The organism is Arthrobacter sp. 9MFCol3.1 (assembly GCF_000620385.1).
Lineage (GTDB): Bacteria > Actinomycetota > Actinomycetes > Actinomycetales > Micrococcaceae > Arthrobacter.
In genome coordinates this window covers 299,799-326,751 of sequence record NZ_KK211131.1, presented here as the reverse complement: position 1 = coordinate 326,751, position 26,953 = coordinate 299,799, and the positions used below count along the sequence as shown (strand labels likewise).

The 26,953-nt window shown below is 67.4% G+C and carries 26 protein-coding genes; 12 read left to right on the top strand and 14 right to left on the bottom strand.

Features of this window, described 5'->3' with window-relative positions; genetic code table 11:
- Positions 1 to 40: 40 nt before the first annotated feature.
- From C560_RS0118890 to C560_RS0118880, 3 genes are all read right to left on the bottom strand, one after another.
- Positions 41 to 397, bottom strand: coding sequence for a hypothetical protein (locus tag C560_RS0118890; protein WP_231494397.1), 357 nt, complete (start codon positions 395 to 397; stop codon positions 41 to 43).
- Positions 398 to 490: 93 nt separating this feature from the next.
- Positions 491 to 1,546 carry a zinc-dependent alcohol dehydrogenase family protein gene (locus C560_RS0118885; protein ID WP_026539378.1) on the bottom strand — a complete coding sequence of 352 codons (1,056 nt, stop codon included), beginning with the start codon at positions 1,544 to 1,546 and terminating at the stop codon, positions 491 to 493.
- Positions 1,547 to 1,587: 41 nt separating this feature from the next.
- The gene (locus C560_RS0118880) at positions 1,588 to 2,166 is read right to left on the bottom strand and encodes a TetR/AcrR family transcriptional regulator (protein ID WP_026539377.1); all 579 of its coding nucleotides are present in this window, start codon (positions 2,164 to 2,166) and stop codon (positions 1,588 to 1,590) included.
- Positions 2,167 to 2,263: 97 nt separating this feature from the next.
- On the opposite strand from C560_RS0118880, the gene C560_RS22430 reads away from it, so the two are divergent.
- Together C560_RS22430 and C560_RS0118870 are read left to right on the top strand one after the other, a co-directional pair.
- Positions 2,264 to 3,475: an MFS transporter gene (locus C560_RS22430; protein WP_051533278.1), complete on the top strand. Its 1,212-nt coding sequence runs from the start codon at positions 2,264 to 2,266 to the stop codon at positions 3,473 to 3,475.
- 11 nt (positions 3,476 to 3,486) lie between these two features.
- Positions 3,487 to 4,347, top strand: coding sequence for a 3-hydroxyacyl-CoA dehydrogenase family protein (locus tag C560_RS0118870; RefSeq protein ID WP_026539376.1), 861 nt, complete (start codon positions 3,487 to 3,489; stop codon positions 4,345 to 4,347).
- A 122-nt stretch (positions 4,348 to 4,469) separates the two neighbouring features.
- On the opposite strand, the gene C560_RS0118865 is transcribed toward C560_RS0118870, so the two are convergent.
- The 9 genes from C560_RS0118865 to C560_RS0118830 all read right to left on the bottom strand — a co-directional run bounded on the left by C560_RS0118865 (position 4,470) and on the right by C560_RS0118830 (position 12,414).
- Positions 4,470 to 5,273, bottom strand: coding sequence for an SDR family NAD(P)-dependent oxidoreductase (locus C560_RS0118865; RefSeq protein ID WP_026539375.1), 804 nt, complete (start codon positions 5,271 to 5,273; stop codon positions 4,470 to 4,472).
- A gap of 10 nt (positions 5,274 to 5,283) precedes the next feature.
- Entirely contained in the window at positions 5,284 to 6,879 is a 1,596-nt protein-coding gene (locus C560_RS0118860) for a class I adenylate-forming enzyme family protein (RefSeq protein WP_026539374.1), read from the bottom strand.
- Positions 6,876 to 7,148, bottom strand: a complete 273-nt coding sequence (locus C560_RS23665; RefSeq protein ID WP_197026192.1) for a hypothetical protein — start codon at positions 7,146 to 7,148, stop codon at positions 6,876 to 6,878. Before C560_RS23665 ends, C560_RS0118860 begins: the two co-directional genes overlap by 4 nt.
- Positions 7,136 to 8,173: an MFS transporter gene (locus C560_RS22425; protein WP_197026191.1), complete on the bottom strand. Its 1,038-nt coding sequence runs from the start codon at positions 8,171 to 8,173 to the stop codon at positions 7,136 to 7,138. Before C560_RS22425 ends, C560_RS23665 begins: the two co-directional genes overlap by 13 nt.
- Before the next feature lie 170 nt (positions 8,174 to 8,343).
- On the bottom strand, positions 8,344 to 9,501 hold the full coding sequence (locus C560_RS0118850) for a PucR family transcriptional regulator (protein WP_026539373.1): 1,158 nt from the start codon (positions 9,499 to 9,501) through the stop codon (positions 8,344 to 8,346).
- Positions 9,494 to 9,730 (bottom strand): hypothetical protein, encoded by a 237-nt coding sequence (locus C560_RS0118845; RefSeq protein ID WP_155855831.1) that lies wholly within the window; start codon positions 9,728 to 9,730, stop codon positions 9,494 to 9,496. Before C560_RS0118845 ends, C560_RS0118850 begins: the two co-directional genes overlap by 8 nt.
- The gene (locus tag C560_RS0118840; protein ID WP_026539371.1) at positions 9,717 to 10,919 is read right to left on the bottom strand and encodes an acetyl-CoA acetyltransferase; all 1,203 of its coding nucleotides are present in this window, start codon (positions 10,917 to 10,919) and stop codon (positions 9,717 to 9,719) included. The genes C560_RS0118845 and C560_RS0118840 overlap by 14 nt, the downstream gene beginning before the upstream one ends.
- A complete protein-coding gene (locus tag C560_RS0118835; protein ID WP_026539370.1) occupies positions 10,916 to 11,596 on the bottom strand; it encodes a CoA transferase subunit B in 681 nt (226 codons plus the stop codon). Before C560_RS0118835 ends, C560_RS0118840 begins: the two co-directional genes overlap by 4 nt.
- Positions 11,597 to 11,679: 83 nt before the next feature.
- Complete coding sequence (locus tag C560_RS0118830; RefSeq protein WP_026539369.1) at positions 11,680 to 12,414, bottom strand: CoA transferase subunit A; 735 nt, start codon at positions 12,412 to 12,414, stop codon at positions 11,680 to 11,682.
- Positions 12,415 to 12,663: 249 nt separating this feature from the next.
- Between C560_RS0118830 and C560_RS0118825 the strand changes: the two genes are divergently transcribed.
- Positions 12,664 to 13,437: an IclR family transcriptional regulator gene (locus C560_RS0118825; protein ID WP_018775943.1), complete on the top strand. Its 774-nt coding sequence runs from the start codon at positions 12,664 to 12,666 to the stop codon at positions 13,435 to 13,437.
- 241 nt (positions 13,438 to 13,678) lie between these two features.
- Positions 13,679 to 14,584 (top strand): NADP-dependent oxidoreductase, encoded by a 906-nt coding sequence (locus tag C560_RS0118820; RefSeq protein WP_026539368.1) that lies wholly within the window; start codon positions 13,679 to 13,681, stop codon positions 14,582 to 14,584.
- 163 nt (positions 14,585 to 14,747) lie between these two features.
- Here the strand turns inward: C560_RS0118820 and nadE are convergent, their stop codons facing one another.
- Together nadE and C560_RS0118810 are read right to left on the bottom strand one after the other, a co-directional pair.
- On the bottom strand, positions 14,748 to 15,569 hold the full coding sequence (gene nadE, locus C560_RS0118815) for an ammonia-dependent NAD(+) synthetase (RefSeq protein ID WP_026539367.1): 822 nt from the start codon (positions 15,567 to 15,569) through the stop codon (positions 14,748 to 14,750).
- 553 nt (positions 15,570 to 16,122) lie between these two features.
- A complete protein-coding gene (locus C560_RS0118810) occupies positions 16,123 to 17,148 on the bottom strand; it encodes a LacI family DNA-binding transcriptional regulator (protein WP_231494396.1) in 1,026 nt (341 codons plus the stop codon).
- A 206-nt stretch (positions 17,149 to 17,354) separates the two neighbouring features.
- Between C560_RS0118810 and C560_RS0118805 the strand changes: the two genes are divergently transcribed.
- From C560_RS0118805 to C560_RS0118770, 8 genes are all read left to right on the top strand, one after another.
- On the top strand, positions 17,355 to 18,203 hold the full coding sequence (locus C560_RS0118805) for a sugar phosphate isomerase/epimerase family protein (RefSeq protein ID WP_026539365.1): 849 nt from the start codon (positions 17,355 to 17,357) through the stop codon (positions 18,201 to 18,203).
- 38 nt (positions 18,204 to 18,241) lie between these two features.
- A complete protein-coding gene (locus C560_RS0118800) occupies positions 18,242 to 19,249 on the top strand; it encodes a Gfo/Idh/MocA family protein (RefSeq protein WP_026539364.1) in 1,008 nt (335 codons plus the stop codon).
- A 315-nt stretch (positions 19,250 to 19,564) separates the two neighbouring features.
- Positions 19,565 to 21,091: an ABC transporter substrate-binding protein gene (locus C560_RS0118795; RefSeq protein ID WP_026539363.1), complete on the top strand. Its 1,527-nt coding sequence runs from the start codon at positions 19,565 to 19,567 to the stop codon at positions 21,089 to 21,091.
- A gap of 6 nt (positions 21,092 to 21,097) precedes the next feature.
- The gene (locus C560_RS0118790) at positions 21,098 to 22,039 is read left to right on the top strand and encodes an ABC transporter permease (protein WP_026539362.1); all 942 of its coding nucleotides are present in this window, start codon (positions 21,098 to 21,100) and stop codon (positions 22,037 to 22,039) included.
- The gene (locus tag C560_RS0118785) at positions 22,036 to 23,895 is read left to right on the top strand and encodes a dipeptide/oligopeptide/nickel ABC transporter permease/ATP-binding protein (RefSeq protein ID WP_026539361.1); all 1,860 of its coding nucleotides are present in this window, start codon (positions 22,036 to 22,038) and stop codon (positions 23,893 to 23,895) included. Before C560_RS0118790 ends, C560_RS0118785 begins: the two co-directional genes overlap by 4 nt.
- Complete coding sequence (locus C560_RS0118780) at positions 23,892 to 24,767, top strand: ATP-binding cassette domain-containing protein (protein ID WP_026539360.1); 876 nt, start codon at positions 23,892 to 23,894, stop codon at positions 24,765 to 24,767. Before C560_RS0118785 ends, C560_RS0118780 begins: the two co-directional genes overlap by 4 nt.
- A 111-nt stretch (positions 24,768 to 24,878) precedes the next feature.
- Positions 24,879 to 25,739, top strand: coding sequence for a sugar phosphate isomerase/epimerase family protein (locus tag C560_RS0118775; protein ID WP_231494395.1), 861 nt, complete (start codon positions 24,879 to 24,881; stop codon positions 25,737 to 25,739).
- A gap of 25 nt (positions 25,740 to 25,764) precedes the next feature.
- Positions 25,765 to 26,931, top strand: coding sequence for a Gfo/Idh/MocA family protein (locus C560_RS0118770; RefSeq protein ID WP_026539358.1), 1,167 nt, complete (start codon positions 25,765 to 25,767; stop codon positions 26,929 to 26,931).
- Positions 26,932 to 26,953: the final 22 nt, after the last annotated feature.

Here is a 26,953-nt window from a genome sequence, read left to right as displayed (position 1 = left end):
CGGCGGCGCAGCGGCACCTCTGCCAAGCGAGCCTGCCGGCCTACTGGCCGGCGTCGGCCTCGCCGGTGTCCTCCCACATCAGATCCAGGTTGCGGAAGACCGGAGGGCCGTCACACAGGGCGGCCATCTTCGCGGCGAATTCGGAGGTCTCGGGCCGGTTGGAGTTCTCCATGGCCGACTCGTAGGAGTCGAATTCCACGATCGTGTAGTAGGTTCCGGGGCGGTCGCGGTCTGCGGTGGCCATGATGCGGCGGAAGGTCGGGGCAGTGGATCCCTCCGTCCTGGAGGGCCGGCCGAGCTGCTCGATCTCCTCAATGCGGGAGGACTGAAATTCGATGATCTGCACGAACCTGGCCATGACGGCTCCTTGACGGCGGCGGATGCTGATGCGCTTCACGCTAGACCCTCGTCCTTGCCCGTGCAAGGGCGGGAGCCAGGGCCCGGCGCAGGCGGCCGCGCGGCTAAAGGCGCGGCCGCCGTCGAGACACTGTTACGGGGTCAGGAGGACCTTGATGGCGCGCCTTTCGTCCATCGCGCGGTAGGCCTCCGGCGCCTCCTCCAGCGGCATGACCGAGTCGAACACGCGGCCCGGATTGATGGTGCCGTCCAGCACGTCGGCCAGCAGTTCCGGGATGTACGTCCGGGCCGGGGCCATGCCGCCGCCGATCGAGATGTTGGTGTCGAACAGGAAGCGCAGCGGGGCCTCGGCGCCGCCGGTGGGGACGCCGACAAAGCCGAGCGCGCCGCCCGGGCGGACGCTGTTCAGGGCCTGCTCCATGGATTCCTTGGTCCCCACGCACTCCAGCACGGAATCGGCCAGCACACCGCCGAGCAGTTCGCGGACCTTGGCGACGCCCTCGTCGCCGCGTTCGGCGACGATGTCCGAGGCCCCGAATTCGCGGGCGATCGCCTGGCGGTCGGCGTGCCGCGACATGGCGATGATCCGCTCCGCGCCGAGGCGCTTGGCGGCCAGGACGCCGCAGAGCCCGACGGCGCCGTCGCCGACCACCACGACCGTCCGGCCGGGGCCGGCCTTGGCGGCGAGGGCTGCGTGGTGGCCGGTGGCCATGACGTCGGAGAGCGTGAGCAGGCTGGCGCGGAGGGCGTCGTCCGGGTCGGTGACGCCCGGTACCTTGACCAGCGTGGACTCGGCGAGCGGTACGCGGACGGCCTGGCCCTGGCCGCCGTCGATCCCGTGACCGGTGTCATCCTTGCCGCCCCAGCCGGCGAGGTGGTCGCAGGCCACCGTGACGCCGTTGAGGCACTGCGGGCACGCGCCGCAGCTGACCACGAACGGTGCGATCACGAAGTCGCCCACGGCGAGGTCCTTGACATCCGCGCCGACGCTTTCGACCGTCCCGATGAACTCGTGCCCGATCGCGGACGGTTTGTGGGTGGGCTTGACCCCGCGGTACGGCCAGAGATCCGAGCCGCAGACGCAGGAGGCGGTGACCTTCACGATCACGTCGGTGGGCAGCTGGATCGTGGGGTAGTCGCGGTCTTCGACTCGGATGTCGCCGGGGCCGTGGATGATGGTGGCGCGCATGGGTGCTCCTCGCATTGGTGGTGGATGGGCTGGGAACGATTTTAGTCCCGCGGCGCGGCCGAGGATTCCTCGGGGCCGAGCAGCCGGGCAATCCTGTCCCGGACGCGCAGTTCAGGAGCGGATTCGTGGTTGAACAGGATCCGGTAGATCACCGGCGCCACCACGACGTCGATGATCTCCTGCGCCGTGGGTGCGCCTTCTCCGCGTGTCCGGGCAAGATCCCTGATCTCCTCGACATGGCCCCGCATGAGGGCGAAGTAATCCCGGGTCACCGCGCCGTCGGCGAGCATGTCCCGCAGCACCTGGCGGCCGAGCGGCGAGGAAAACTCCTCGACGTAGGGCTCGAACCAGGCCTCCATGTCCCCTCTCAGCGATCCGGTGTCCTCCACCTGCTCGGGCAGCATCCGGTTGGAGGCGACGGCGGCGAGCAGCCGCTGAAGGTCGCCCCAGCGCCGGTAGATCGTGGACGAGTTCACGCCGGCGCGTTCGGCCACCAGGGGCACCGAAAGAGCCGTGCGGTCCCCGCCGTTCTCCTCCAGCAGGGATCGGACAGCCTCGTGTACTGCCTGCTGGACCCGGGCGCTGCGGCCGCCGGGCCGTGGTGTTGCTGTAGCCATCATCACACCATGTTAATGCAGATTATTCGCTTTAGTGACCCCGCGGAGTGCTAGCCTCTTAATGCACAGATTGTGCGTTTAGCAGGTTGGGAAGAGAGCATTGAAGAACACCGGCACCGCGTTCTGGCTGCACGCAGCCCTCCTGACGGTCTTCATAGGGGCCTCCTCGGCCCCGTCGCCGTTGTACGAGTTTTACGCCCGGGAATGGGGCCTCGGCTCGGCTGCCGTGACGGTCGTCTTTGCCGTCTACGCCGTGGCGGTGCTGCTGACGCTGCTGATTGTGGGCTCCCTCGCGGACCACGTGGGCACCCGGCCGGTCCTCCTGGGGGCGGTGGGGCTGCAGGTGGCGGCCATGATGACGTTCGCCTTCGCACCCGGGCCGGCGGTCCTCATTGCGGCCAGGGCCCTGCAGGGGATTGCCACGGGAGCGGCCATGGGTGCCGCCGGGGCGGCGCTGCTTGCCTTCGAAGGCGCCAGCAGGCGCGGCCGGGGATCTCTGGTGAACAGCGCGGCCTCTCCGGTGGGGTTGTCCGTGGGGGCGCTCGGTTCGGCGTCGCTGGTGCGTTTCCTGCCCGAGCCCACCAAGGCCGTGTACTTCCTCGTGGCCGCGCTCCTCCTCGGCCTGGGGGCAACCCTGCTGTGGCTGCCCAGCGCGGGCCGCAAGGCGCCGGGGGCGGTCCGCTCTTTGGTCCCGGAGGCGAGGATTCCCGTCGCGGCCCGCCATACCATGGCCGCCACCATGCCGGTCGCTGCCGCGACCTGGGCACTTGCGGGGTTCTACCTCTCGCTGGGGCCGGTTCTCGCGCACGCCATGACCAAGAACAGTTCGGTCCTGGTGGGCGGCCTGGCGCTTTTCGCGCTCTTCGTGCCCGGTGCACTGGCCATCTTTGTAGTCCGGCGCTGGTCGGACCGGACCACGCTGCTCACCGGCGTCATTGCGTTGATTTCGGGGATTCTGGTCACCGTGCTGGCGGTCCAACTGGGTTCTGCGCCGCTGTACTTCGCCGGCACGGCCGTGGCAGGCGTCGGGTTCGGCAGCGGCTACTTCGGCGCGATGCGCATGACCCTTCCCTTGTGCGATCCGAACGAGCGCATCGGCATGCTTTCCAGCGTCTACGTCATCTGCTACCTCGGCTTCAGCGTCCCGGCCGTGGCGGCGGGCCTGCTGGTCCCGGTTGCGGGAATGAAGAACACCACACTGATCTACGGGATGGCCCTTGTGCTTGCCGCGGTCCCCGCCCTTGTATTGATCGCCAAGGGCACCCGCGCGGACCGCTCTAACCCGGCCGTTGCATCGGCAGCAGCCTCCTGAAAGGAATCGACATGACCTACACGCTCCCAGCCAACATCGCGGACCGGCCCATGACTGTCATTGGCGGCGGCACCCTGGGCCGCCGGATCGCGTTAATGCTTTCACTCCAAGACGCGGAGGTGCGTGTCTTCGACACGGACCTCGCAGTGGCCAAGGCCGCCATCGAGTTCATTGCAACGCAGCGCCATCGTGCTGTGGAAGAGCTCGGCGGCAACCCGGCAGTCCGGCTCGCGGCCAAGGACGATCTCGCCCGGGCCCTCCAGGATTCGTGGCTCGTGGTCGAGGCGGTCCCTGAGAAGCTTGGCCTCAAGCAGGCGATCTTCGCTGACCTGGATCACCTCGCGGCCCCAGACGCCGTGTTGGCCAGCAACTCCTCCTCGTTTGCCTCCGCAGAATTCATCGGCGGCGTGAGCAAGCCGGAGCGGGTCCTGAACATGCACTTCTACATGCCGCCAGCTGTCCGTTCAGTAGAGCTGATGTCCAGCGGCCACACCGACCCGCAGCTGATGGAGTTGCTCATGGCAGAGCTGCCGAAATACGCCCTCGTGCCGCACCTGGTGCGCAAGCAGAGCACCGGATTCATCTTTAACAGGATCTGGGCGGCGATCAAGCGCGAATCCCTGCTGGTCGTCGCCGAGGGCGTCGCGGAGCCGCGGGACGTGGACGCCTTGTTCGCCGACGTCTTCAAGTCCGAAACCACACCTTTCCGCTTCATGGACGAGGTGGGCCTGGACGTGGTCCTGGATATCGAGAACCACTACTGCGAGCTGGCCGGTGTCGAGAACAAGTCCGCTTCCATGCTGCAGGAGTTCATCGCCAAGGGCTGGCTGGGGGTCAAGAGCGGCCGCGGCTTCTACAACGACTACTCCTGACCCAACAACGACCAACAACGCGGGGTCAGCTACCGCCTGTGAAGCCCCCCGGAATGGGCCGTAGCTGACCCCGCGTTGACTTGGCTAGGTGGCTTCGAGCGCCGGTGGCTGAGACGCCGGGCTCAGAAGCCCAGCGAGATGCCGCCGTCGACCCGCAGTTCAATGCCCGTCACGTAGGCGGACTCGTCGCTGGCCAGGAAGACCGCAGCGTTCGCCACATCCCAGGCCGTGCCCATGTGCCCCATGGGCACCTGGGCGTGCCGCTTCTTCAGCATTTCCTCGCGCTGACCGGCCGCATAGGCGCCGGCCAGCTCTGCGGACTCGGTCACCATCGGTGTTTCCATCAGTCCGGGGAGAATGGCGTTGACCCGAACGTGCCTCGCGGCGTATTCCGCCGCCGTCGTGCGGCTCAGATGGTTCAGCGCCGCCTTGGAGGAGTAGTAGGTGGAGTACGGCACACCGGTCCAGCGGATGCCCGCCAGTGACGAGATGTTGATGATGGAGCCGCCGCCCTGGGCAAGCATGTGCGGAATAACGTGCTTCATGGTCAGGAACGGGCCCTTCAGGTTGATCGCGTGGACCCGGTCCCACTCGGCCTCATCCAGTTCCACCACGCCGCCCACCTTGGCGATGCCGACGTTGTTGTCCAGGACATCGATCCGGCCGAACTCGCTCACGACAGACGCCACAGCGCTGCCCACCTCGCCGGAGTCCGTCACGTCGAAGGCCAGATGCCGCGCCTGGCCGCCCTCGGCCAGGATCAGGGCCTCCGTCTCCTTCGCCGCGGCCTCATTGACATCCGCGCACACTACCGTGGCGCCTTCGCGGGCAAAGGCGATGGCGGTGGCCTTGCCGTTGCCCGTGCCCGGGGCGCTGGAGCCGGCCCCTACCACCAGGGCAATCTTTCCCTGCAGTCTCTTCGTCATCAGTGTTCTCCTAGATCCTTGATTTTTCGTTGCGCCAAAAGGCTTCGCGGATGCTCTTCTTCAGGACTTTCCCGTTGACGCTGCGCGGCAGCGCCGGCACCAGATGCACGGCCTTCGGGGCCCGGATGCTGCCCAGCTCCTGCTTGCACAGGGCAATGACTTCCGCTTCCGTGACGGTGCAGCCCTCGTTCAGTTCGACGACGGCGGTCACCGCTTCGCCCCAATCCGGGTGCGGGGAGCCAACCACCGCACAGTCGCGGACGGCCGGGTGGCCCCAGATCACCTGCTCGACCTCGCTCGGGTAGACGTTGAAGCCGCCGGAGATGATCAGGTCCCGCCGCCGGTCAGTCAGGTGCAGGTAGCCATCATCGTCGAAGACGCCGATGTCTCCGGTGTGCAGCCAGCCGTCCCGCAGCGCCTGGGCCGTCTGCTCCGGGTTCTTGTAGTAGCCCTTCATGACCAGGTCCCCGCGGACGCAGATCTCGCCTGGCGTCCCGGCCGGAAGGGCCCTGCCGTCGTCGTCGCGGATCTCGACCTGGACCAGTGGATACGGCCGGCCGCAGGAGGAGAGCCGGGAGTCCGGGGCGATCGCGCCCGCCACGAAGTGCTCATCCGGGCGCAGGAAAGTGACCGACGCCGGCGCCTCCATCTGTCCGTAAAGTTCCATCATCACCGGCCCGATGACGGCCAGTGCCTGGCGCAGTTTCTCGACCGACATCGGCGCGGCGCCGTAGATCAGGTAGTGCAGCGAGGAAAGATCCCGCGCTTGCTCCTTGAGCACCTCCAGCAGCCGGTAGATCACGGTGGGAGGCAGGAAAAGATCCGTCACCGCGTACTTTTCGATCGCGTCGAGCACCGCGTGCGGGCTCGCTTTGGGAAGGACCACCACAGTCCCGCCACGGGCAGTGGCGGCCAGGCTCAGCAGGCCCGCTGTGTGGGTCATCGGCGCGGCGGCGAGATTCACCACGGCATCCTCGGAGCCATAGTGGGCCGCCATCATCAGGTGCACCACGAAGGCCGACAGGCTCCGGTTCGTGTTCATCACGCCCTTTGGCAGGCCAGTCGTGCCGCCGGTGGGGGCCAGCGAGACCACGTCCTCCGGGGAGGCCTTGACGGCGGGCTTGGTCGCCGGCTGGGCTGCGATCCACTGGCTGAAGGCGGTTGCCGCGGGCGCCCCGGGCCCCTCGGCGTCGGCAGTGCCCGGCCCTGCGGGGTCCGCCCCGAACCGGATCCATCGCCGGACACCTGGCAGGCGGTCCTGCAGCTGCCGGACCGCCTCGTCGAGGCCGGCATGGAAGATCACCAGTTCGGCGTCGAAACCGGCCAGCAGCTGTGCGGTTTCACCCGCGGGGCTTGCCGGGTTGGCCGGGATCCACGTGAGCCCGGCCCGCCAGATTCCTAGCACGCAGATCCAGGCGAGGGGATCGTTCGGGGAGAGTACGGCGACCTTGGCGTCGGACGCCAGGTCCGAGTCCAGCAGCCCGTTGGCGATCCGGCAGGACAGTTCCCCTGCCTCTGTGAAGGTGTAGGCATTCCCCTCCTGGACGTACGCCACCCCGTCGGGGTTGGCGCTCCAGCCGCGGTCAAAGAACCCAATCACGCTCACTGCGGCAGCCCCGTCCGGTAGCTCTCCTTGAGGCGCAGGAAGACCACGGTCGTGATCGCCGCGAGGATGGTCAGGTACCAGCCGAAGGCGTCGATCATCTTCGCGTCGGCCAGCCAGGTGGCCACGTACGGTCCCGTGCCGCCGACGAGCGCCACGCCGAGGGCGTAGGGAAGGCCGATCCCGGCGGCCCTGATCCGGGCCGGAAAGAGCTCGCACATGACCGCGGAAGTGATGGAGGTGTAGCAGGCGAGCAGGGTCAGGGCGGCCATTTGAACGAGCAACAGGGACAGGAAACTGTTCTGCAGCGCGCTGAGCAGGGGATGGTCAGCACGGTGAAGCCGCCGCCGAACGCCAGCAGCAGCGGCTTGCGGCCGATCCGGTCCGAGAGGACGCCCATCAGCGGCTGCAGGACGGCGAAGTAGCTCAGCGAGATGAGGCCGACGAAGAGCGCGTTCTTCATGTCGAAGCCCACGGTGATGTGCGCGTAGGTGGGCAGGTAGGAGGAGAAAACGTAGAAGAACAGGGTGGGTGCGGCGTTGATGCCGAACACCAGCAGGCATTCTTTGGGGTGGGTGCGCATGAACTCGAAGGCCGAGGGGCGGGTGGCCCTGGCGCCGGGATCCGACGGGTCGGCGGCGTCGTCGACTGCCAGGGTTTCTTCGGCGAAGCGGCGGATGAACAGGCCGGCCACCGCGCCGAGGGTTCCGATGGCGAACGGCACGCGCCAGCCCCATTCGTGCATGGCGTCGTCCGGGAGCCCGGCCACGAGGAGCGCCACGGAGCCGATCGCCACCACGTTGCCGAGCGTCGCGCCGATGTAGAGGAAGCTGGAGAAGAAGCCGCGGCGGCCCGCCGGAGCCGACTCGACCAGGAACGTCGAGGAGGCAGCAAATTCGCCGCCGGTGGAGAGGCCCTGCAGGAGCCTGGCCACCACCAGCAGGATCGGCGAGAGCACGCCGACCTGGTCGTAGGTGGGCGCCACGGCCACCAGCAGGCTGCCGACGCCCATCAGCATGACGGTCGCGGTGAGCGCCTTCTTCCGTCCCAGGCGGTCCGCCACCATGCCCCCCAGGAGGCCGCCGAGCGGCCGCATGAAGAAGCCGACGGCGAAGATCGCCATGGCGCTGAGCAGCGGGACCACGGGGTCGCCGGTCTTGGGAAAGAACTGGCTGGAGAAGTACAGCGCCAGCATGGAATAGACGTACCAGTCGAACCATTCGACGATGTTGCCGACCGTGGCGGCCGCGAGTTGGCGGGTCCTGCTGACAGGTGGTGCTGCGGTGATGACGCTCATCCGGTGACTCCCAGATCCGTTGGGCCCGGACGAGGGATGCAGCATCGTCCGGCCCGTGGGGGCGCAGGGGGCAGCGGTTCGTCCGGCTGTGATGCAGACCACGTTACGGAGGCGCTGCGGCCCCGAACATGGAGCCAGCTCAAAGGGAAGCCGGCGGGGGTTGTGGATTCCTACAACGGGCCATCGACGGGCATGGCTGTCCCGTCCTGGCAGGCCTCGAACGCCCAGCAGAGCTCCACGAGGGTCCCGGTCGCGTCGAGCCGGGTGCCGGTGAGCTGCTCGAACTTCTGCAGCCGGTAGCGCAGCGTGTTCTCATGCACAGACAGTGCCCGCGCGGCTGCGGATATCCGGCGGTCGCTGGCCAGGTAGGACCGCACCGAGTCCAGCACGATCCGGCCGAACTCGGTGTCGTCGGCAAACGGTGCCAGATAGCGCCGGCGCAGCACCGCGGTGACATCCGGATCGGCGGCCGCGGTGCGCCAGGTCAGGTCCTCCAGGCAGAACGAGCCCCCGTCCGCCCGCCGCCAGGCGGCGGTGAAGACGCGATCGGCGACGGCGTCGGACTGGGCCAGGGCGGTGAGGGGACGCGGGGGCCCGACGGCGATGGTTGCCGCCGCACCGCCGGCCGGGGGCTTGGCAGCGAGGAAGCCGACGACGTCGCCGGCCAGGACGGTCAGCACCCCGTCGCCGCTGCGCAGCGGCGCCACCAGCTCGCCGAGAAGGTCGTCCGGGGACGTCCCTGGCCTGGCGCGTGCGCGCAGGGCGCGGAATTCGCGCCGCGGATCGATCCCGAAGTCGGCGGAACGGGACACCAGTTCCGCGCCGGCGAGGGTTCCGGCCAGCACGGCACGCAGGTAGCCCTGCCGGAGTTCGTGGTCGCGCACGGCCTGCTGGACACTGCTTTCGCGGTAGGAATGCACCAGGGCGGCCGTGTAGGAATCGCTGACGCCCCAGAGCACCCGGTGCGCGGCGAGGACTTCCCGGTCGCCGAGCCGTAGCTCCTGGGCGATGTCGAGGAAGCGGTCCTGGATCACGGCCATGGAGAGGCGGTACCCGCGCAACACGTCCTCGATCCGCAGGCCCTGGTGGAATCGGACCTGCGCCACTCTGGCTTCGAGGGCGAGCTGCGATGACTCCGGCACGGTCCCGGATTTCACCGCCTGGATGGCCATCCGAAGGTTTTGTTCCACCGAGGAGCTGATGTCCGACTCGGCCACGTCCCGGTACCCGGCCACGTCGGTGACGCAGCGCTCCACGCTGCTGGCCTTCAAGTACTGCAGGTCGCGAAAGAGCAGGTCGGCCACGCTTTCAATGCTGGACTCAGCCAATGTTCGCCTCGCACCACACTTGGGTCCCGTCGGCCTTGTGGAGCATGGCGCGCTCGGCCGAGGTCCAGTACCTGACCCAGAGGATCTTTCCGTCCGGGGTCGCGATTTCCACCGTTGCGGCGGCCGGGACACGGCGCGGCCGGCGCACCATCACGGGTGCGCCGGCCGCCAGGCCAAGCCAGTTGGTGGCCCGCACCATGTCCGCGGGCGGCGCCTCAGACGGCTTCAAGCACGCTGACGTAGTTTGCAATACCCACGCCGCCCATGTTCTGCACCGCGGCCCGGCGCGGGCTGGCCAGCTGCATGTCGCCGGCGGTGCCGGTGAGCTGCATGGCCGCGATGACGTGCTGGGAGACGCCGGTGGCGCCGACGGGGTGGCCCTTGGCCTTGAGCCCGCCGGAGACGTTGACCGGCAGCTTGCCGTCCTTGAAGACCCAGCCTTCCTCGAGCGCCCGGGCGCCCTGGCCCGGCTCGGTCAGGCCCATGGCCTCGTACATGAGCAGTTCGGCGATGGTGAAGCAGTCGTGGACCTCGGCGAAGTCGAGGTCCTCCAGCCCGACGCCGGCCATCGCCAGGGCGCGCTGCCAGGAGGCGCGCGTGGCGGCGAATTCGGTGGGGTCGCGGCGGTCGGCCGGGAAGAAGTCGTTCGCCTGGCCGAAGCCGGCGAGCCGCACCGGAGCGGTGGCGCCGCCGGTCGGGGCGACGCTGAGGACGACGGCGGCGGCGCCGTCGGAGACGGGGGAGCAGTCGGTGCGGCGCAACGGATCGGCCACCATCGGGTTCTTTTCCGAGACGGTGCGGCAGAACTCCTCGCCGAGGTCCTTGCGGAGCTGGGCGTAGGGGTTGTCGACGCCGTTGCGGTGGTTCTTTGCCGCGATGGTGCCCAGGACATCGCCGAGACTGCCGGGAGCAGACCCAGCGCCGTAGCGCTTGCCGTAGTGCTTCGCGACCTCCGCAAAGAGCCCAGTGAAGCCCGTGCTGGAGGGCTTCCCGGCCATGTCATAGTCCGCGCCGAGCAGGGCGGCGCCTACGACGTCGGCGCCGGCCTGGGTCATCTTTTCGGCCCCGATCACCAGGACCGTCTTGGCGGTACCCGCCAGCAGCGATTTGGTGCCCTGCTGGAACGCGGCCGAGCCGGAGGCGCACGCGTTCTCCACCCGTGTCGACGGGACGTTGGCGAGCTGCTCCGAGACCTGCAGCGCGAGCGAGGACGGGAACGCCAACGGCATCATGCCGGAGTTGAACTGGCCCAGGTAGATCTCGTCGATCTGGCCGGGTTCGATGCCGGCGTTGCCAATCGCATCGGTGGCGACCTGCACGATCAGGGACTCGAGGGTCTCATCCGTGAGCTTGCCGAAGCGGCTGTGGCCCCAGCCGGTGAGCAGGACATCCTTGCCGAACTGGTCCTTGAGGCTCATGCCGTCGCTCCCTCAAATTCGAGCGCGACATCGAAGTCGGCCTCGGTCTTTTCGCGGATCTCCTCCACGGTGACGCCGGGCGCGAGGCGGGTGAGCGTGAGCTTGCGCCCGCCGCCTGTTGCGGTTTCCTGCTTATCCAGATCGAAGACCGCGAGGTCGCTGATGATGCGGTCCACGCAGCTGAGCCCGGTGAGCGGCAGCGTGCATTCCTTGACGATCTTGGCGGTGCCGTCCTTGGCGTTGTGCTCGGTGAGGACCACGACGCGCGGGGTGCCGGCCACGAGGTCCATGGCGCCGCCCATGCCCTTGACCATCTTGCCGGGGATGGTCCAGTTGGCGAGGTCGCCGTTCCCGGAGACCTGCATGGCGCCCAGGATCGCGACCTTCACGTGGCCGCCGCGGATCATGCCGAAGGACGTCGCGGAGTCGAAGATGCTGCCGCCGGGCAGGACCGTGACGGTCTGCTTGCCGGCGTTGATCAGGTCCGCGTCTTCCTCGCCCTCATAGGGGAACGGGCCCATGCCGAGCAGGCCGTTCTCGCTCTGCAGGACAACGCGGACGCCTTCGGGCAGGTTGTTGGCCACCAGCGTGGGGATGCCGATGCCAAGGTTGACGTAGTCGCCGTCGTTCAGTTCTTCGGCCGCGATTGCGGCCATTTCATCTCGGGTCCAGGCCATGGTGGTTCTCCTTGGAAAGTCAGGGTGGAAAGGGTGGGGCGCCAATGCCGGCGCGCCCGGGGCGGGCGGTGCCCGGGGCCGGATTAGACGGTGGAGCCGGCGTGCGCCGCTTCTGCTTCGAGCCGGGGGCGGACGGTCCGCTGTTCGATGTCCTTGACGCGGCCGCTGGCCTGGACCAGGCGCTGGACGAACACGCCGGGGGTGATGATGTGGTTCGGGTCCAGCTGGCCGGGCTCGACGATCACCTCGGCCTCGGCGACCGTCACGGCTCCGGCGGTAGCCACCACCGGATTGAAGTTCTGCGCGGTGTACCGGTAGATCAGGTTGCCGTCGGTGTCGGCCGTGTGGGCGTGGACCAGGGCGACGTCGGCCTTGATGGCGCGTTCCTGGACATAGGTCTCGCCGTCGAACTCCGCCAGCGGCTTGCCTTCGGCGACGAGGGTGCCCACGCCGGTCTTCGTGTAGAACGCCGGGATGCCGGCGCCGCCGGCGCGCAGCCGCTCGGCAAGGGTGCCCTGCGGGGTGAACTCCACCTCCAAGTGGCCGGCGAGGTACTGCTCGGCGAAGAGCTTGTTTTCCCCGACGTAGGACGCGATGACCTTGCGGACCTGGCCTCCTTCGATCAGGACGCCCAGGCCCTTGCCGTCCACGCCCATGTTGTTGGAAACGACCGTCAGGTCCTTCACCCCGGAGTCCCGCACTGCCTCGATCAGGTCAGCGGGGATGCCGCTGAGGCCGAAGCCGCCGACGGCGAGCGTCATGCCGTCCCGGAGTACGTCCTGCAAAGCGGCCGCTGCCCCGGATTTCACCTTTGACATTGCATCTCCTCATTGAGCTCGTCTTGCTATCCACGCCGGCAATCCACTTTGTGGACTCCGTGTCTGAGGAAGGAGCCTATGGTGTGTCGCAGACCACTGTCAATGCGAAGTTTCCCTGCGAACTGGCGGAGTTTATAGTGTGGACGCTATCCTTGGGACTATCCATTATGTGGACAGTCGATGCGAGAGTTTGGCTAAAAGCAACTTGGCAAAGGCGACGTTCAGTTCCCGGCCGACGTGAGGCAAGCAATGACTACAACACCTGTCCAGGGCGCCCAGGTGGTCAGCCGGGCAGCCAGCCTGCTGCGCCTGGTCGGCCGGAAGCCGGAGGGTTGCCCTCTGGTGGAGCTCGTCCGCGAATCGGGGCTGACCCGCCCCACCGTTCACCGGCTGCTGAGCTCGCTCGCGGCCGAGGGGCTGCTGGACCAGGACCCGGGCAGCGGCAACTGGGTCCTGGGACCGGAGATCCTGCTGCTGGGGTCTGTGGCCTCGGCGCGCTTCCCCATGGAGGACCTCGCGAGGCCGAGCCTGCGCCGCCTCGCCGAAGAGACCGGCGAAAGCGCGTTCTTCTCCATCCGCCGCGGCAACGAGACCGTGTGCCTGCTCCGGGAGGAAGGCAGCTTCCCGGTCCGTTCCTTCGTGCTGCACGAGGGGGTGCGGTTCCCGCTGGGCGTCGCTTCCGCCGGCACCGCCATCATGGCCTTCCTGCCGGCACAAGAGCAGGAAGAGCTGCTCGCCAACTGGGCCGCCCACGCCGGCAGCTTCGCGGCCGCGCACACCGAAGCCCTTGTCAGGGAGAACCTCGAAGCGACGCGGCAGGCCGGCTATTCGGTCAATCCGGGGCTGGTCCTGGAAGGCAGCTGGGGGATGGGTGCGGCGGTCTTCGACCAGCGGGGGCGCCCCGCCTGGGCACTGTCCCTGACCGGCATCGAGCCGCGCTTCCGGGAAGACCGGCGCCCGCAGCTGGGGCGGCTGCTCATGGATGAGGCCCACCGGATCTCGACGCTGCTGCAGGGCGCCTGACCCTGGTCAAGGGCCTGGACCTCGACCGTGGTGCCCCGGTGCCCGGCCATCGCGGGGCACATTGCCACGGACACGCCGGCAATTGAAGCCGAAAACGGTCCAGCCAAGGCTCAAAGCGCCCCGGTTCGGCTCAGGCCGCCTCGGGCAGTTCATCTTCTCGGGAGACTCTTGCGCAGCCGCCGCGGGTGCCGGAAGCTGGCAGCACAGGCCGCATCGGGTCGAGCCGAAGGAGCAACACCCCATGAAGAACATCAAGATCTCCTTCGATCACTATGGCGGCCCGGACGTCGTCACCGTTGGCGAAGAGGAACTGCCGGTTCCGGGGGAGAACGAGGTCCAGGTGGGAATCCGCGCCGTCGGCGTCAACCCGATGGACTGGAAAGTCGTGGCCGGCTACCTGGAGCGGTACCTTCCCCTGGACTTCCCGGCAGTTCCCGGCTGTGAGGCGGCGGGAATCGTGACCGCCGTCGGCCCCGACGTGACCGGCTACGAGGCAGGCGACGAAGTCATCTGGAATGGCATTTCCGGGGGCTACCGTGCCGTGGCCAATCTTCCGGCCAACCAGCTGATGCCTAAGCCCGCGGGCATCGATTTTGAGCAGGCGGCGTGCGTCGCGATAGCTGGCGGCACAGCGTATTCGGCGCTGGTTCAGCTTGGCATTGGCGCCGGGGACACGGTCCTCATCCACGGCGCAGCGGGCGGGGTCGGCTCGGCGGCAGTCCAGATCGCGCGGCACCTCGGCGCCCAGGTCATCGGCACCGCTTCAGAGCAGAACCATGACTATTTGCGCGGCCTGGGCGCCGAGCCTGTGGCCTATGTCGAAGGGCTCGTGGAACGCGTCCGCTCACTGGGCACCATCACCGCCGTCGTGGACACCTTTGGCGGGGAGGAGGCGACGACGGCGACGGTCCATTTGCTCGGCGGCCACGGCGCCGCGGTGACCACTGTGCCTGGAACGGAGGCCAATGCCGCCGGAATTGCACCGGTCAGGCTGCTGGACGGACGGGTAGCGGAGGCGGCCCGGCTGTCGGCCGATGGAAAGCTCCGCTTCAACATCCAGGAGCGGATTCCCCTCACCGATGCGGCCCGGGCACTGGGCATCAGCCGCGCAGGCCATGTCCGGGGCAAACTTGTGCTGATCCCGTAATTGGAACCCAGCAGGGCCAGAACACTTGGAAGCCTGTCGTGGGGCACTTTGACAGGGACACGCCGGCCGTTGAGGTCAAAAAGGGCCCGGCCACTGTTCAAAATGCCCCGTTTCGGCCCGCAGCCCCGGCCCGGGGCTCGCGGCCTGGGACGCTCGGCTCAGGCTATTTCCACCAGGTGTCGAAAATCGTCACCGGGACCGTGCGCTTGTGGCGGGTCCGCAGGTACATCGCCTCGATCCGTTCGGCGGCGGCATCGGGGACGTCGCGGCCCTCGAGGTAGTCATCGATCAGGTCATAGCCCAGGCCGAGTTCGTCCTCGTCGGTGCGGCCCGGCTTGCCGTCCAGCAGATCCGCCGTCGGAACCTTTTCCCAGATCCGGGCCGGCGCGCCGAGTTCCGCCAGCAGCGCGCGGTTCTGGCGCTTGTTGAGGCCGAACAGCGGCAGGATGTCCGCGCCGCCGTCGCCGAACTTGGTGAAGAATCCCGTGACGGACTCGGCGCCGTGATCCGTGCCGATCACCAGGTAGTTGTGCTCGCCGGCCAAGGCGTACTGGGCAATCATCCTGGTCCGGGCCTTGGTGTTGCCCTTGTGGAAATCGGAGATCTCCGTGCCCACGGTCTTCTCGAACTCGTCCTCGAAGCCATCCACCGCGGCTGAGATGTTGAACGTCCATTCGGTCTTGGCGCGCACGAAGTCAAGGGCGGCCTGGGCGTCGTCCTCGTCGTGCTGGACGCCGTAGGGGAGCCGCACGGCCACGAAGTTCGCCTCGGTGCCCTCGGCCTCGAGTTCCTCGACCGCCAGCTGGGCCAGCCGCCCGGCCAGGGACGAGTCCAGGCCGCCCGAGATGCCCAGGACGAAGCCCTTGGTGTGGGTGGCCGTCAAGTACTCCTTCAGGAACGTCACGCGTTTGCGCACCTCCCCGGCAGGGTCGATCCGGGGCTGCACGCCCATTTCCTCGATGATCTTCGCCTGGAGTTCACGCATGCCTCACAGCCTAGTCAGCACTGTCAACCACGCTCAACTGTTGCAGCCGGACCGGCGGCTGAGCCCGCTGGTGATGGGCGGCGCCGAGCGCTCCGCCGACGGGCGAGGTGCGGCTCCGACCGTTGAGGCGGGGATCCGGCGTCGAAGATACGGCCTCGGACCACGGCTACTTTTTCGGACCGTCGCGCCGCGGATCCCTGGGGCGCAGGTCCGATTTCGGCGCCTGTGTCCGGAACGGCAGCGAAAACCGCACCTCGAGCCCCGTGCTCCGCCGTTGCGCTTGGCTCAAGGATGCCGCTCCGAGTCGCGGAAATGCGCTGCGGCCTCGGACCACGGCTACTTTTTCGGACCGTCGCTACGCGGATCCTAGGTGGGCAGATCCGATTTCGGTGCCTGTGTCCGGAACGGCGGCGACAACCGCACCACTCCGCGCCGACAAACCCACTCCGCGCCGACGAACCGACGCTGCGCCGTCGAACCCACTCCGGCGCCTGGCCAACGAATCGCCCGGCCGGCCGCGCGCTCCAGCCGCGCCGGCTGGTGGACGCCTGGCCTAGCGCTCCTGCCGCACCGGGCCGGTGGAGCCGCGGACCGTGAGGTGGGTGGGCATCACGGACCGGTTTCGGGTGCCGCCGCCGGCGAGCGGGTTCAGCTGGGCCAGCAGCATGGACACCGCCACGCGGCCGGCCTGCTCGATCGGGGAGGCCATGGTGGACAGCGGCGGATTGCAGAAGTCGGCGCCAAAGATGTCGTCGCAGCCCACAATGCTCATGTCCTGCGGGACGCGGATGCCGCGTTCGCGAAGGCGCTGGAGCATGCCGATGGCGATGAGGTCGTTGAACGCGAGGCAGGCGGTGACTCCACTGTGGACGGCGGCGTCCGCGGCTGCAGCGCCGGACTGTGTCTTGGGGGCGAACGGACCGAGCCGGCGCACGTCCACGCCGCGCTCCTCGGCTGCCGCGGACAATGCGGTCCACCGCCGCTCGCTGGACTGCGACGTCGTCGGGCCGGCGACGTAGGCCACCCGGGTGTGTCCCAGCGAGATCAGGTGGTCCAGTGCCTGGCTGGTGCCGGACGGGGTGTCGATCAGGACCGCGGGAACGCCGGGCACGTCACGGTTGATGGCGACCATGGGCATTTTCGCCGCCGCGTCCAGCAGGGCTTCGTCGCTGAGCCGGGATGCGGCAACGATGATGCCATCAGCGCTCTTGCGCAGCTGCTCCACGGTGCTGGCCTCCACCTCGTCGGATTCTTCCGTGTCCACCAGCAGCTGGGTGTACCCGGCCGCCTTGAGCTGGAGCTGGGTGCCCCTGATGAGGTCGAAGTAATAGGGGTTGGTGATATCCGGAACCAGGACTCCCACCGCGCCCGTGCGCCCGGAACTCAGCGCCTTCGCCTGGCTGTTGGGTGTGTAGTGCAGCTGGGCCGCGGCCGCCTCGATCCGCTGCCGCGTCCTGATGTTGACCCTGTCCGGGGTGGAGAGGGCGCGGGAAACCGTGGAGGCCGCCACGCCGCACAGCGCGGCGATGTCGTGGATGGTGGCCGGGCGGTCCACTGCTGCTGGTTGCGTCGTCGCCACGGCGCTCCTCTCTGAACGTGGTGGGCCGGGCTGTGATTGCCGCCACAGGACCGGTCAGCAAAGAATGCCACAGATTGTCAAAGGTTGGCAACCGGTTGTCATTGGACGCGAGCGCTGGCTAGACTAGGCCTACACCGTTTGTGAACTGCGTCACCGCGCCGGAGCCGGAAGCTGCCCGCGGCGGCCGCGAAACCCAGGAGATCCGCGTGAGCAAAACACCACCCGCAGTCTGGTCGCTGTCAGGCTTCGGCGACGAAATAGATCCGGACCCGGCAGTTCAGGCCGCCGTGCTCCTGGCGCTGGGCGCAAGCCACATCGAGGTTCGCAGTGCCTGGGGCACCAACGTCTCCGAGCTGGAGCCCGAGCAGGTCGCCCGACTCAAGGACATCCTGGATGAAAAGGGCCTCAAGGTCTCGGCCGTGGCCAGCCCCATCGGCAAGGTGGACGTGAGCCTGCCGGTGGAACACGAGCTGGCACGGCTCCGCCAGATCATCTCGGTGGCCAAGGGGCTGGATACACAATACGTCCGCATCTTCTCCTTCTTCCGGGCCGAAGGACGCAGCGCGGAAGACATCCGCGAGGACGTCCTGGACCGCATGGGCGCCCTTGCGGCACTCGCCGCGGAAGCCGGCGTCGTGCTCCTGCACGAAAACGAAAAGGGCATCTATGGCGATACGCCGCCGCGCGTGCTGGACATCATGGAGTCCGTGAATTCGCCCGCGCTCCGCGTCGCGTGGGACAACGCCAACTTCGTCCAGGTGGGCGTCAAGCCCTACACCGAGGGCTACGCCCTGCTCCGCCCCTACCTCGAGTACTTCCAGGTCAAGGACGCGCTCGCCACCACCGGGGAAGTGGTCCCCTCCGGCGCGGGCGACGGCGAACTCGACGCCACCATCGCCGCCCTCAAGGCGGATGGTTTCGCCGGTTTCGCGTCGCTGGAACCCCACCTGGCCAGCGCCCACGAACTCGGCGGCTTCTCGGGCCCGGCGGCCTTCGGCGCCGCGGCCCGTGCCTTCGCCGCGCTGGCCGCGAAGAACCAGATCGAACTCGTTTAGCAGGAACGCACCACCACTACGGAAAGAGGGAGCTCCGGATGCCAAAGGCGGCAATCATCGGCTGCGGCGACGTGTCGGTCGTTCACTTTGAAGCACTTGCAGGGATGGACGACGCCGGATTGGTGGCTGTCTGTGACACGGATCCGGGCCGCCGCGCCGCGGCGCAGGAAGCCCACGGCGTCCCCGGCTTCGAGGACTACCGCGACATGCTCGAGGCGGCCGCTCCCGACGTCGTGCACATCACCACCCCGCATCACGAACACGCGGCGATCGCGATCGAATGCCTGCGCCGCGGCGTCAACGTGGTGCTGGAAAAGCCCCTGGCGCACACCCTGGCGGAGGGTGAAAGGCTGCTGGCCGCGGCTGCCGAAAGCACGGCGAAAATTGGCCTGTGTTTCCAGAACCGCTACAACGCCCCGGTGCAGGAAATGCGCCGGCTGCTGGACTCGGGCGAACTGGGCCAGGTGCTGGGGGCCTCGGCCACGGTCATGTGGCACCGGCAACCCGATTACTATCTCAGCCGGCCCTGGCGCGGAAGCTGGGGCGAGGGCGGCGGCGGCCTGATGATGAACCAGGCCATCCACACCGTGGACCTGCTGCAATGGCTGGTGGGCGACGTCGTTTCGCTCGCCGGCAGCGCCTCGACCCATGCGCTGGCTGAGGCCATTGAGGTGGAGGATACGGCGGAGTTCGCCGCGCTGCACAGCAACGGCGCGCGCAGCGTCTTCTACGCCACCCTCGCCAACACCCGCAACGCGCCCGTCACGCTGGACATCAGTACCGAGGCGGCAACACTGAGCCTGCGCGGGGACCTGACGGTCACTTACGACGGCGGGCGCAGCGAGGTGGTGCGTGAGCGCGCCGCCGGATCGGGCGGCCGCTCCTACTGGGGTGTTTCGCATGCCCTGCTGATCGCAGATTTCTATGCCGGGCTGGCGCACCCGGGCCCGTTCTGGATTGACGCCGCCGAAGGGGCGAAGTCGCTGCGGATCGTGAAGGAACTCTACCGGCAGTCCTACCCCGGCTCTGAGGAAAAGGTGTCCTAACCGAAGCCGCCTCCGCGGCCGCGCGCACTGCCCCTGCGGCCGCGCGCGGGCTCCCTACCGCTTTTCCGCTGCGAACGTCGTGCCTGCGAACGTCGTGCCTACGCACTGCGTGCGCGCCTCAGGCGCGCCGTCTTGCGCCGTCGTGCTGCCCGGCCATGCCCCAGCCGCAATAATTCAAAAAGAAATGACAACCGATTGCCAGAAGTGGCAACCCAACGTACGCTGAACCCACAGGCGGCAGTGTGGCTCAGGCCACATTGCCGCCACCATCGTCCGGGTAACGGACCTCGAGAAGCGATCCAAAAGGAGCCAACAATGAAGTTCGGTCCCAAGGCAGCAGCTGCTGCCCTCATCCTCAGCGCGTCCCTCGCGCTCACCGCCTGTGGCGGCACCGCAGCCGGCGGCGGCGCCGCAGGCTCCACGGCCACGTCCCTGACGCTGGGCACCATCCAGGACGTCCGGTCCTGGGACCCGGCCCAGGCGCACGTGGGCCACGTCCTCCAGCCGTACCAGGCCGTCTACGACACCCTGATCCTGCGCGAGCCCGACGGCAAGCTCAGCCCGATGCTGGCCACGGCTTGGAAGTACAACGCAGCCAACACCAAGCTGACGGTGGACCTGCGCTCTGATGTCACGTTCAGTGACGGCGCCGCGTTCGACGCCGCGGCGGCCAAGGCCAATATGGACCACTTCAAGAAAGCCAATGGGCCGCAGATGGCCCAGCTCAGTGCGGTCAAAGACGTGGCCGTTGTGGACGCCGACACCATCGACATCAACCTCAGCACCCCGGACCCGGCCCTGGAATACTTCCTCAGCCAGGCGGCCGGCCTGATGGGCAGCCCGAAGGCGCTGGGGACCGAAGGCATCAAGACCGAACCGGTCGGCTCCGGCCCGTACGTGATGGACAAGGCCGCGTCCGTCAAGGATTCCCAGACGGTGTTCACGGCGCGCAAGGACTACTGGAACAAGGACCTGCAGAAGTTCCAGAAGCTCACCTTCAAGATCCTGACCGATCTCACCGCCCGCACCAACGCCCTCGTCTCCGGCCAGGTGGATGCGACGATCCTGGACCCCAAGAACGGCAAGCAGGCCGAGGGCGCCAAGATGAAGCTGGCCGCCAACGAGGTTGACTGGCAGGGCCTGCTCCTCCTGGACCGCGACGGTGCCAAGAACCCGGCCCTGCAAAACGTCAAGGTCCGCCAGGCCATCAACTACGCCTTTGACCGCAAGACCATCCTGGACCAGGTCATGCTGGGGCAGGGCACGCCGACGTCCCAGCCGTTCGGTAAGGCCAGCGGGGCCTGGACCGAAGAGCTGGAGAACTACTACAGCTACGATCCTGCCAAGGCCAAACAGCTCCTCAAGGAAGCCGGCTATGAAACAGGCGTAACCCTGGAAATCCCCAGCGTCCCCGGGTTCGAAACCCAGATTTCCGTTGTCCAGCAGCAGCTGGCCGACGTCGGCATCACCCTCAAGGTGGGCGCCGCGCTGACCAACACCTTCACATCCGATGTCGCCGCCCAGAAGTACACCACCATGTACTTCTCCCTCTTCCAGGGTGAACCGACGGTCGCGGTCAACCAGATTATCTCCACCAAGGCGCTCTACAACCCGTTCAAGAATGCGACGCCGGAGCTGGACGCCAAGATTGAGGCCGTGCGCGCCGGCGGAGCCGACGCGGGCAAGCTGGCCCAGGAAGTGAACAAGTACGTGGTGGAGCAGGCCTGGTTCGCGCCGCTGTTCCGCGTCAACCAGATGTACTACCACAACGCCAAGGTCAACGTCACGCCCCAGATCCAGCAGGCCGTTCCGTCCATCTACAACTACTCACCCGCCAAGTAGGACACCATGATCAGGTTCATTGCGAAACGACTGGGCAGCGGGCTGGTGGTGCTGCTTGTTGTCTCGGCGCTCACCTTCTTCCTGCTGTATATGTCCAGCGGGAGCATCGCCCGGAACATCCTGGGCGATCAGGCCACCGCTGAGCAGGTGGCGATGAAGGAACACGAGCTGGGGCTGGACCAGCCCCTGCTGACCCGCTACTTTGCCTGGGTGGCCGATGCCCTCAGCGGAAACCTGGGTGCTTCCTGGTTCTCCTCGGAACCGGTGGCTAACTCCCTGGCCACCCGGATTCCGGTGACCATGACCATGGTTTTCGCCGCAATGATCCTGATCGCAATTTGTGCGGCACTCATTGGTGTCATCGCCGCGGTCAAGCGCGGCTGGGTGGACAGGGTGGTCCAGGTTGGCGCCATCGTCGGCGACTCCGTTCCCGGGTTCGTGATCGGCGTCATCCTGGTCACCATCCTGGCCATCCAGCTGGGCCTCTTCCCGGCCACGAGCACCATTTCCCCGGATTCCGGGGCCGACGCGTGGGTCTATTCCATGTCCCTTCCGGTGATCGCCCTGCTGATCAACGGCGTCACCGGGGGCGCGCAGCAGATCCGCAGCGCCGTCATCAAACAACTCGAGCGGGACTACGTCCGCACCCTGCGCAGCCGCGGGATCGGCGAGCGCGAGATCCTGTTCAAGCATGTCCTGCGCAGTGCCGCGCCGGCCGGCCTGACCGTGCTGAGCCTGCAGCTGATCGGCATGCTGGGCGGCGTGGTGATCATCGAGCAGATCTTCGCCCTTCCCGGCATGGGTCCGCTGGCGGTCGCCGCTACCGGGCAGTCGGATCTTCCCGTGGTGATGGGCGTCGTGATGTACACGGTGGTCGTGGTCATTGTGGTGAACCTGCTGGTGGACATTCTCAATGGCTGGCTCAACCCGAAAGTACGTGTGTCATGAACAATTCTTCCGAAGTAGCCGCCGCCCCCGCCACGGCGATTCCCGCCGGGCAAAGCGGCACGGTGGTCCGGTCCACCGTCATCCGGCGCCTGTTCAAGAACCCGCTGGGCATCGTTGCCATGACCATCCTGCTGGCGGTCTCGCTCCTGGCGGTGCTGGCCCCGGTCCTGGCGCCCTTCGACCAGAACTACGCCAACATCGCCAAGACCCTCGCCGCCCCGGACTCCGTGAACATCCTCGGAACGGACAGCGCCGGGCGCGACGTCTTCAGCCGGCTGCTGTACGGCGCGCAGCTGACGCTGCTTTCCGCCCTGCTCTGCGCGGGCGTGGCCATTGCCATCGGCCTGCCGGCCGGCCTGATCGCCGGGTACTACGCCGGTAAATTCGAGGCAGCCTCCAACTGGGTGGTCGGCATCCTCATGAGCCTCCCGGGCCTGATCGTGCTGCTGACCATCCGGGCGGCCTTCGGCCCCTCGGTCTGGATGTCCATGGTCGCCTTCGGCATCCTGATCAGCCCGTCCTACTTCCGGCTGACCCGCACGGCCGTCCAGTCGGTGCGCAACGAGCTCTATGTCGACGCCGCACGGGTCTCCGGGCTGTCCGACCTGAGCATCATCGCCCGGCACATCTTCTCCGTGGTCCGCGCCCCCATCATCATCCAGACCGCGGCGATCGCCGGCGTGGCCATCGCCATCCAGTCCGGCCTGGAATTCCTCGGTCTGGGCGACCCCACCAAGTCCACCTGGGGCGTCATGCTCTCGGAGGGCTTCAAGAACGTCTACCTGAACCCGACGCTGCTGTTCTGGCCGGCACTGGCCATGGCGCTGACCATCGGCGGCCTGGTCCTGCTGGGCAACGCCATCCGCGATGCCCTCGAGGACGGCGAAAAGATCAAGCCCCGCCGCACCAAGGCGCCGGTCACGGTCCCGGTTACAGGCCGAGCGGCGGCGCCGGCCGTCCGCCCGTCGCGGAAGTCCGTGGCCGCCGTCGACCCCGGAACCGAACACCACCTGGTCAAGGTGACCAATCTCGGCGTCGGCTATCCGCAGGCGGACGGCTCCATCAAGAAGGTCGTCGACGACGTCTCCTTCCACGTGGACCGCGGCGAGATCCTGGGTATCGTGGGCGAATCCGGTTCGGGCAAGTCCCAGACCGCCTTCTCCATCCTGGGGCTGCTGCCGGACAATGCCCGCATCGTGGCCGGCTCCATCCAGTTCGACGGCAGCTACACCGTGGCCCCCGGCGAGGAACACGTCAGCCAGGAGCGCCTGTCCAAACTCCGCGGCAGACGGATTTCCTACATCCCGCAGGAGCCCATGAGCAACCTGGACCCGGCCTTCACCATCGGCTACCAGCTGGTCACTCCCATGGTGCGCGTCCTCGGCATCTCCAAGGCCGAGGCCAGGAAGCGGGCGCTGAAGCTGCTCACCGACGTCGGAATCGTCAGCCCGGAACGGACCTTCAACGCCTACCCGCACGAAGTCTCCGGCGGCATGGCCCAACGCGTCCTGATCGCCGGCGCCATCAGCTGCGAACCGGACCTGGTGATCGCCGATGAGCCCACCACGGCCCTGGATGTCACGGTGCAGGCGGACGTGCTGGACCTGCTGCGCGAACTCCAGCAGCGCCTGAACATCGGCGTCATCCTGGTGACCCACAACTTCGGGGTGGTGGCGGACCTCTGCGACCGTGTGGCTGTCATGCAGAACGGCCGGCTCGTAGAGGAAGGATCCGTCCGCGACATCCTGCGCAATCCGCAGGAACCCTACACGCAAACCCTCCTTGCATCGATGCTTGAAGGCAAGGAACCCATGTCCATGCTCGTTTCCACCGGCCAGAAGGAGCCAGTCGCATGAACCCCACCGAAAGCGCTCCGCTGCTCACAGTGGACCAGCTGGTGGTCGAGTACCCCAGCAAGAAGTTCCGGGCCAAACCCTTCCGCGCCCTGACGGACATCAACATCAGCATCGGCCGCGGCGAAACCCTCGGCCTGGTGGGGGAATCCGGTTCCGGCAAGACCACCCTGGGCCGCGCCATCCTGGGGCTCGCCCCGGTGACCGGCGGGAAGATCAGCTTCGACGGCAAGGACATCAGCCACGCCACCCGCAAAGACCGGCGGGTCCTGAGCCGGGACCTGCAGGTGGTGTTCCAGGATCCCTACACCTCGCTGAACCCCGCCCTGGAGATCGGCGACATCCTCGCCGAGCCACTGGGCGTGCAGGGCATGGAGCCAGCGGCGGCCAAGAAGCGTGTCAAGGAACTGCTGGACCAGGTGGGCCTGCCCGCCGACGCCATCCACCGGCTGCCGCGCGAATTCAGCGGCGGACAGCGCCAGCGCGTGGCGATCGCCCGCGCCCTGGCCCTCTCGCCCAAGCTGATCGTCTGTGACGAGCCGGTCAGTGCCCTGGACCTCTCCACCCAGGCCCGGGTGCTGGACCTTTTCCTGCAGATCCAGAAGGACACCGGAGTGTCCTACCTCTTCGTCTCCCACGACCTCGACGTCGTCCGGCACATCAGCCATCGCGTCGCCGTGATGTACCACGGGGAGATTGTCGAACAAGGCCCGTCCGGCGTCGTCACCACCGACCCCGACCACCCCTACACCCAGCGGCTGCTGCTCGCCTCCCCGGTCCCGGACCCGGACCGGCAGGAACAACGCCGCGCAGACCGGCACCGCCTGCTCGAAACGCAGCGGATGCAGCACGAACAAGCGGGTGCCCTCGCCTGAGGAAACCCGCGCCGTCAGATAGAACGGCCGGCTACAACGGCCGGCGCCCTGGCGGCAGCACCTAACCGGCAACGAGGGCCCTAAGGGTCCGGAACACCACGGAGGAATACAGTGGCCAAGATTGGCGTACAAGCGATGATGCTGAGAGAGAGCTTCGCCGAAGTGGGGGCGTTCGAGACGCTCCGCAAGGTGAGCGCGATCGGATACAACGCCGTCGAGATCTCCCAGATCCCGATGACCCCGGAGAACGTCGCCGAGCTGGACCGCTCCCGGAATGAACTTGGCATGGACATCGCGGCACTCTCCGTCGCGGTGGAGACCCCCAAGGGCCGTCCCGGAGATTCGCTGGCGGAACACTTCGACAAGATCGTGGAGGAGGCCAAGCGCCTGGACTCCAACCTCCTGCGGATCGGCATGCTGCCGTTCCCGGCCATGAAATCGATCGCGGCAGTCGTTGATTTCGCCAAGCAGGCCAACGAGTACGCGGAGCGCCTGCAGGAACACGGCCTGAGCCTGTACTACCACAACCACCACATCGAGTTCGCGAAGTTCGACGGCACCTACATGCTGGACATCATCGCCGCGAACTCCCCGGCCATGGGCCTGGAAATCGACGTGCACTGGGTGCAGCGCGGCGGCCTGGACCCCGTCCGGACGCTGCAGAAGTACGCCGGCCGCACGGCCATGGTCCACCTGAAGGACTACCGGATCGGCCAGCTCCCCGAACGCGCCTTCGGGCTCCTGGAAACCGGGGACATCAAGGGCTTCATGGCCGAGTTCAAGGACGTGGTCCAGTTCGCCGAAGTGGGCGAAGGCAACCTGGACTTCGCCTCCATCATTCCGGCCGCCCAGGCCGCCGGTGCCGAGTACCTGCTGGTGGAGCAGGACGAACTCTACGGGCGCACCGTGTGGGACGCGCTGCAGACCTCCTACGACAACCTGGTGGCGCTCGGCCACGCCGACCTTTTCTAACCCCCTGACTATGGAGAATTCACTCATGAGCAAGAAAGTACGCCTCGGCATCATCGGCCTGGGCCAGCAGGGCGGCGCCTACGCCCAGTTCATCACCGACGGCCTGGTCCCGAACATGGTGATCGGTGCCATTTGCGACACCGACCCCGCGAAAAAGGAACTGGCGGCCGCCAGGTACCCCGACGCACCCTTCTACGACGACTACATCGCCATGCTGGAAAGCGGCGACGTCGACGCGGTCGTGACGTGCGTGCCGCACTTCCTGCACCCGGAAATGGGGATCGAGACCCTCAAGCGCAACCTCCACGCCCTCGTGGAGAAGCCGGCCGGCGTGTACACCAAGCAGGTCAGGGAGCTCAACGAATTTGCCGCTAGCAAGCCCGAGCTGTCCTTCGCCATCATGTTCAACCAGCGCAACAACCCGCTGTACCAGAAGCTGAAAGAGATCGTCGACGGCGGCGAGATCGGCGGCATCCGCCGCACCAACTGGATCATCACCAACTGGTGGCGCCCGCAGGGCTATTACAACTCCAGCGAATGGCGCGCCACCTGGGGCGGCGAGGGCGGCGGCGTCCTGGTCAACCAGGCCCCGCACCAGCTGGACCTGTGGCAGTGGATCTGCGGCGTGCCGAAGTCCGTGTACGCCAAGGTTGCCTACGGCTTCCGCCGCGACATCGCCGTGGAGGACGAAGTCACGGCCGTCGTGGACTACGGCAACGGCGCCACCGGCGTCTTCGTCACCGCGACGCACGACCTCGTGGGTACCGACCGCTTCGAGATCCTGGGCGAGAAGGGCAAGATCGTGGTGGAGAACAGCAAGACCGCCACCGTGACCCGGCTGAAGAAGCCCGAGCGTGAACTCAGCGACGGCATGGGCATGGACGATGTCCGCAAGCTCTTCATGGGCGAGCTGGACCCCGGGGAGTACTACACCACCGAAGTCATCGAGTTCGAGTCCGCCTGGGGCGCGCAGCACTCCGGCGTCCTGGCGAACTTCGCCGCCAACATCCTGGACGGGACGCCGCTGCTGGCCCCGGGATCGGACGGCATCATGGGTGTCCGCCTGGCCAACGCCATCCACTTCTCCAGCTGGACCGGCACGGAGGTGGCGCTGGACTTCGACGAGGACGAGTTCCTCGCCGAGCTGAACAAGCGCATCGCGGAGGAGGGCAAGTTCCCCGAGCGCTCCTAGCCCACCCGACCCAGTCGCGGCA

Excerpts from the sequence above, each read along its gene's own strand:
- nadE (WP_026539367.1), bottom strand. The coding sequence starts at position 15,569 with ATGCGTGAACTCCAGGCGAAGATCATCGAGGAAATGGGCGTGCAGCCC.
- C560_RS0118825 (WP_018775943.1), top strand. The coding sequence starts at position 12,664 with ATGACTACAACACCTGTCCAGGGCGCCCAGGTGGTCAGCCGGGCAGCC.
- C560_RS0118790 (WP_026539362.1), top strand. The coding sequence starts at position 21,098 with ATGATCAGGTTCATTGCGAAACGACTGGGCAGCGGGCTGGTGGTGCTG.
- C560_RS22425 (WP_197026191.1), bottom strand. The coding sequence starts at position 8,173 with ATGAGCGTCATCACCGCAGCACCACCTGTCAGCAGGACCCGCCAACTC.
- C560_RS0118880 (WP_026539377.1), bottom strand. The coding sequence starts at position 2,166 with ATGATGGCTACAGCAACACCACGGCCCGGCGGCCGCAGCGCCCGGGTC.
- C560_RS0118840 (WP_026539371.1), bottom strand. The coding sequence starts at position 10,919 with ATGAGCCTCAAGGACCAGTTCGGCAAGGATGTCCTGCTCACCGGCTGG.
- C560_RS23665 (WP_197026192.1), bottom strand. The coding sequence starts at position 7,148 with ATGGCCGCCCTGACCCTGCTCGCCTGCTACACCTCCATCACTTCCGCG.
- C560_RS0118830 (WP_026539369.1), bottom strand. The coding sequence starts at position 12,414 with ATGTCAAAGGTGAAATCCGGGGCAGCGGCCGCTTTGCAGGACGTACTC.
- C560_RS0118835 (WP_026539370.1), bottom strand. The coding sequence starts at position 11,596 with ATGGCCTGGACCCGAGATGAAATGGCCGCAATCGCGGCCGAAGAACTG.
- C560_RS0118795 (WP_026539363.1), top strand. The coding sequence starts at position 19,565 with ATGAAGTTCGGTCCCAAGGCAGCAGCTGCTGCCCTCATCCTCAGCGCG.
- C560_RS0118865 (WP_026539375.1), bottom strand. The coding sequence starts at position 5,273 with ATGACGAAGAGACTGCAGGGAAAGATTGCCCTGGTGGTAGGGGCCGGC.
- C560_RS0118885 (WP_026539378.1), bottom strand. The coding sequence starts at position 1,546 with ATGCGCGCCACCATCATCCACGGCCCCGGCGACATCCGAGTCGAAGAC.
- C560_RS0118785 (WP_026539361.1), top strand. The coding sequence starts at position 22,036 with ATGAACAATTCTTCCGAAGTAGCCGCCGCCCCCGCCACGGCGATTCCC.
- C560_RS0118820 (WP_026539368.1), top strand. The coding sequence starts at position 13,679 with ATGAAGAACATCAAGATCTCCTTCGATCACTATGGCGGCCCGGACGTC.
- C560_RS0118800 (WP_026539364.1), top strand. The coding sequence starts at position 18,242 with ATGCCAAAGGCGGCAATCATCGGCTGCGGCGACGTGTCGGTCGTTCAC.
- C560_RS0118780 (WP_026539360.1), top strand. The coding sequence starts at position 23,892 with ATGAACCCCACCGAAAGCGCTCCGCTGCTCACAGTGGACCAGCTGGTG.
- C560_RS0118770 (WP_026539358.1), top strand. The coding sequence starts at position 25,765 with ATGAGCAAGAAAGTACGCCTCGGCATCATCGGCCTGGGCCAGCAGGGC.
- C560_RS0118870 (WP_026539376.1), top strand. The coding sequence starts at position 3,487 with ATGACCTACACGCTCCCAGCCAACATCGCGGACCGGCCCATGACTGTC.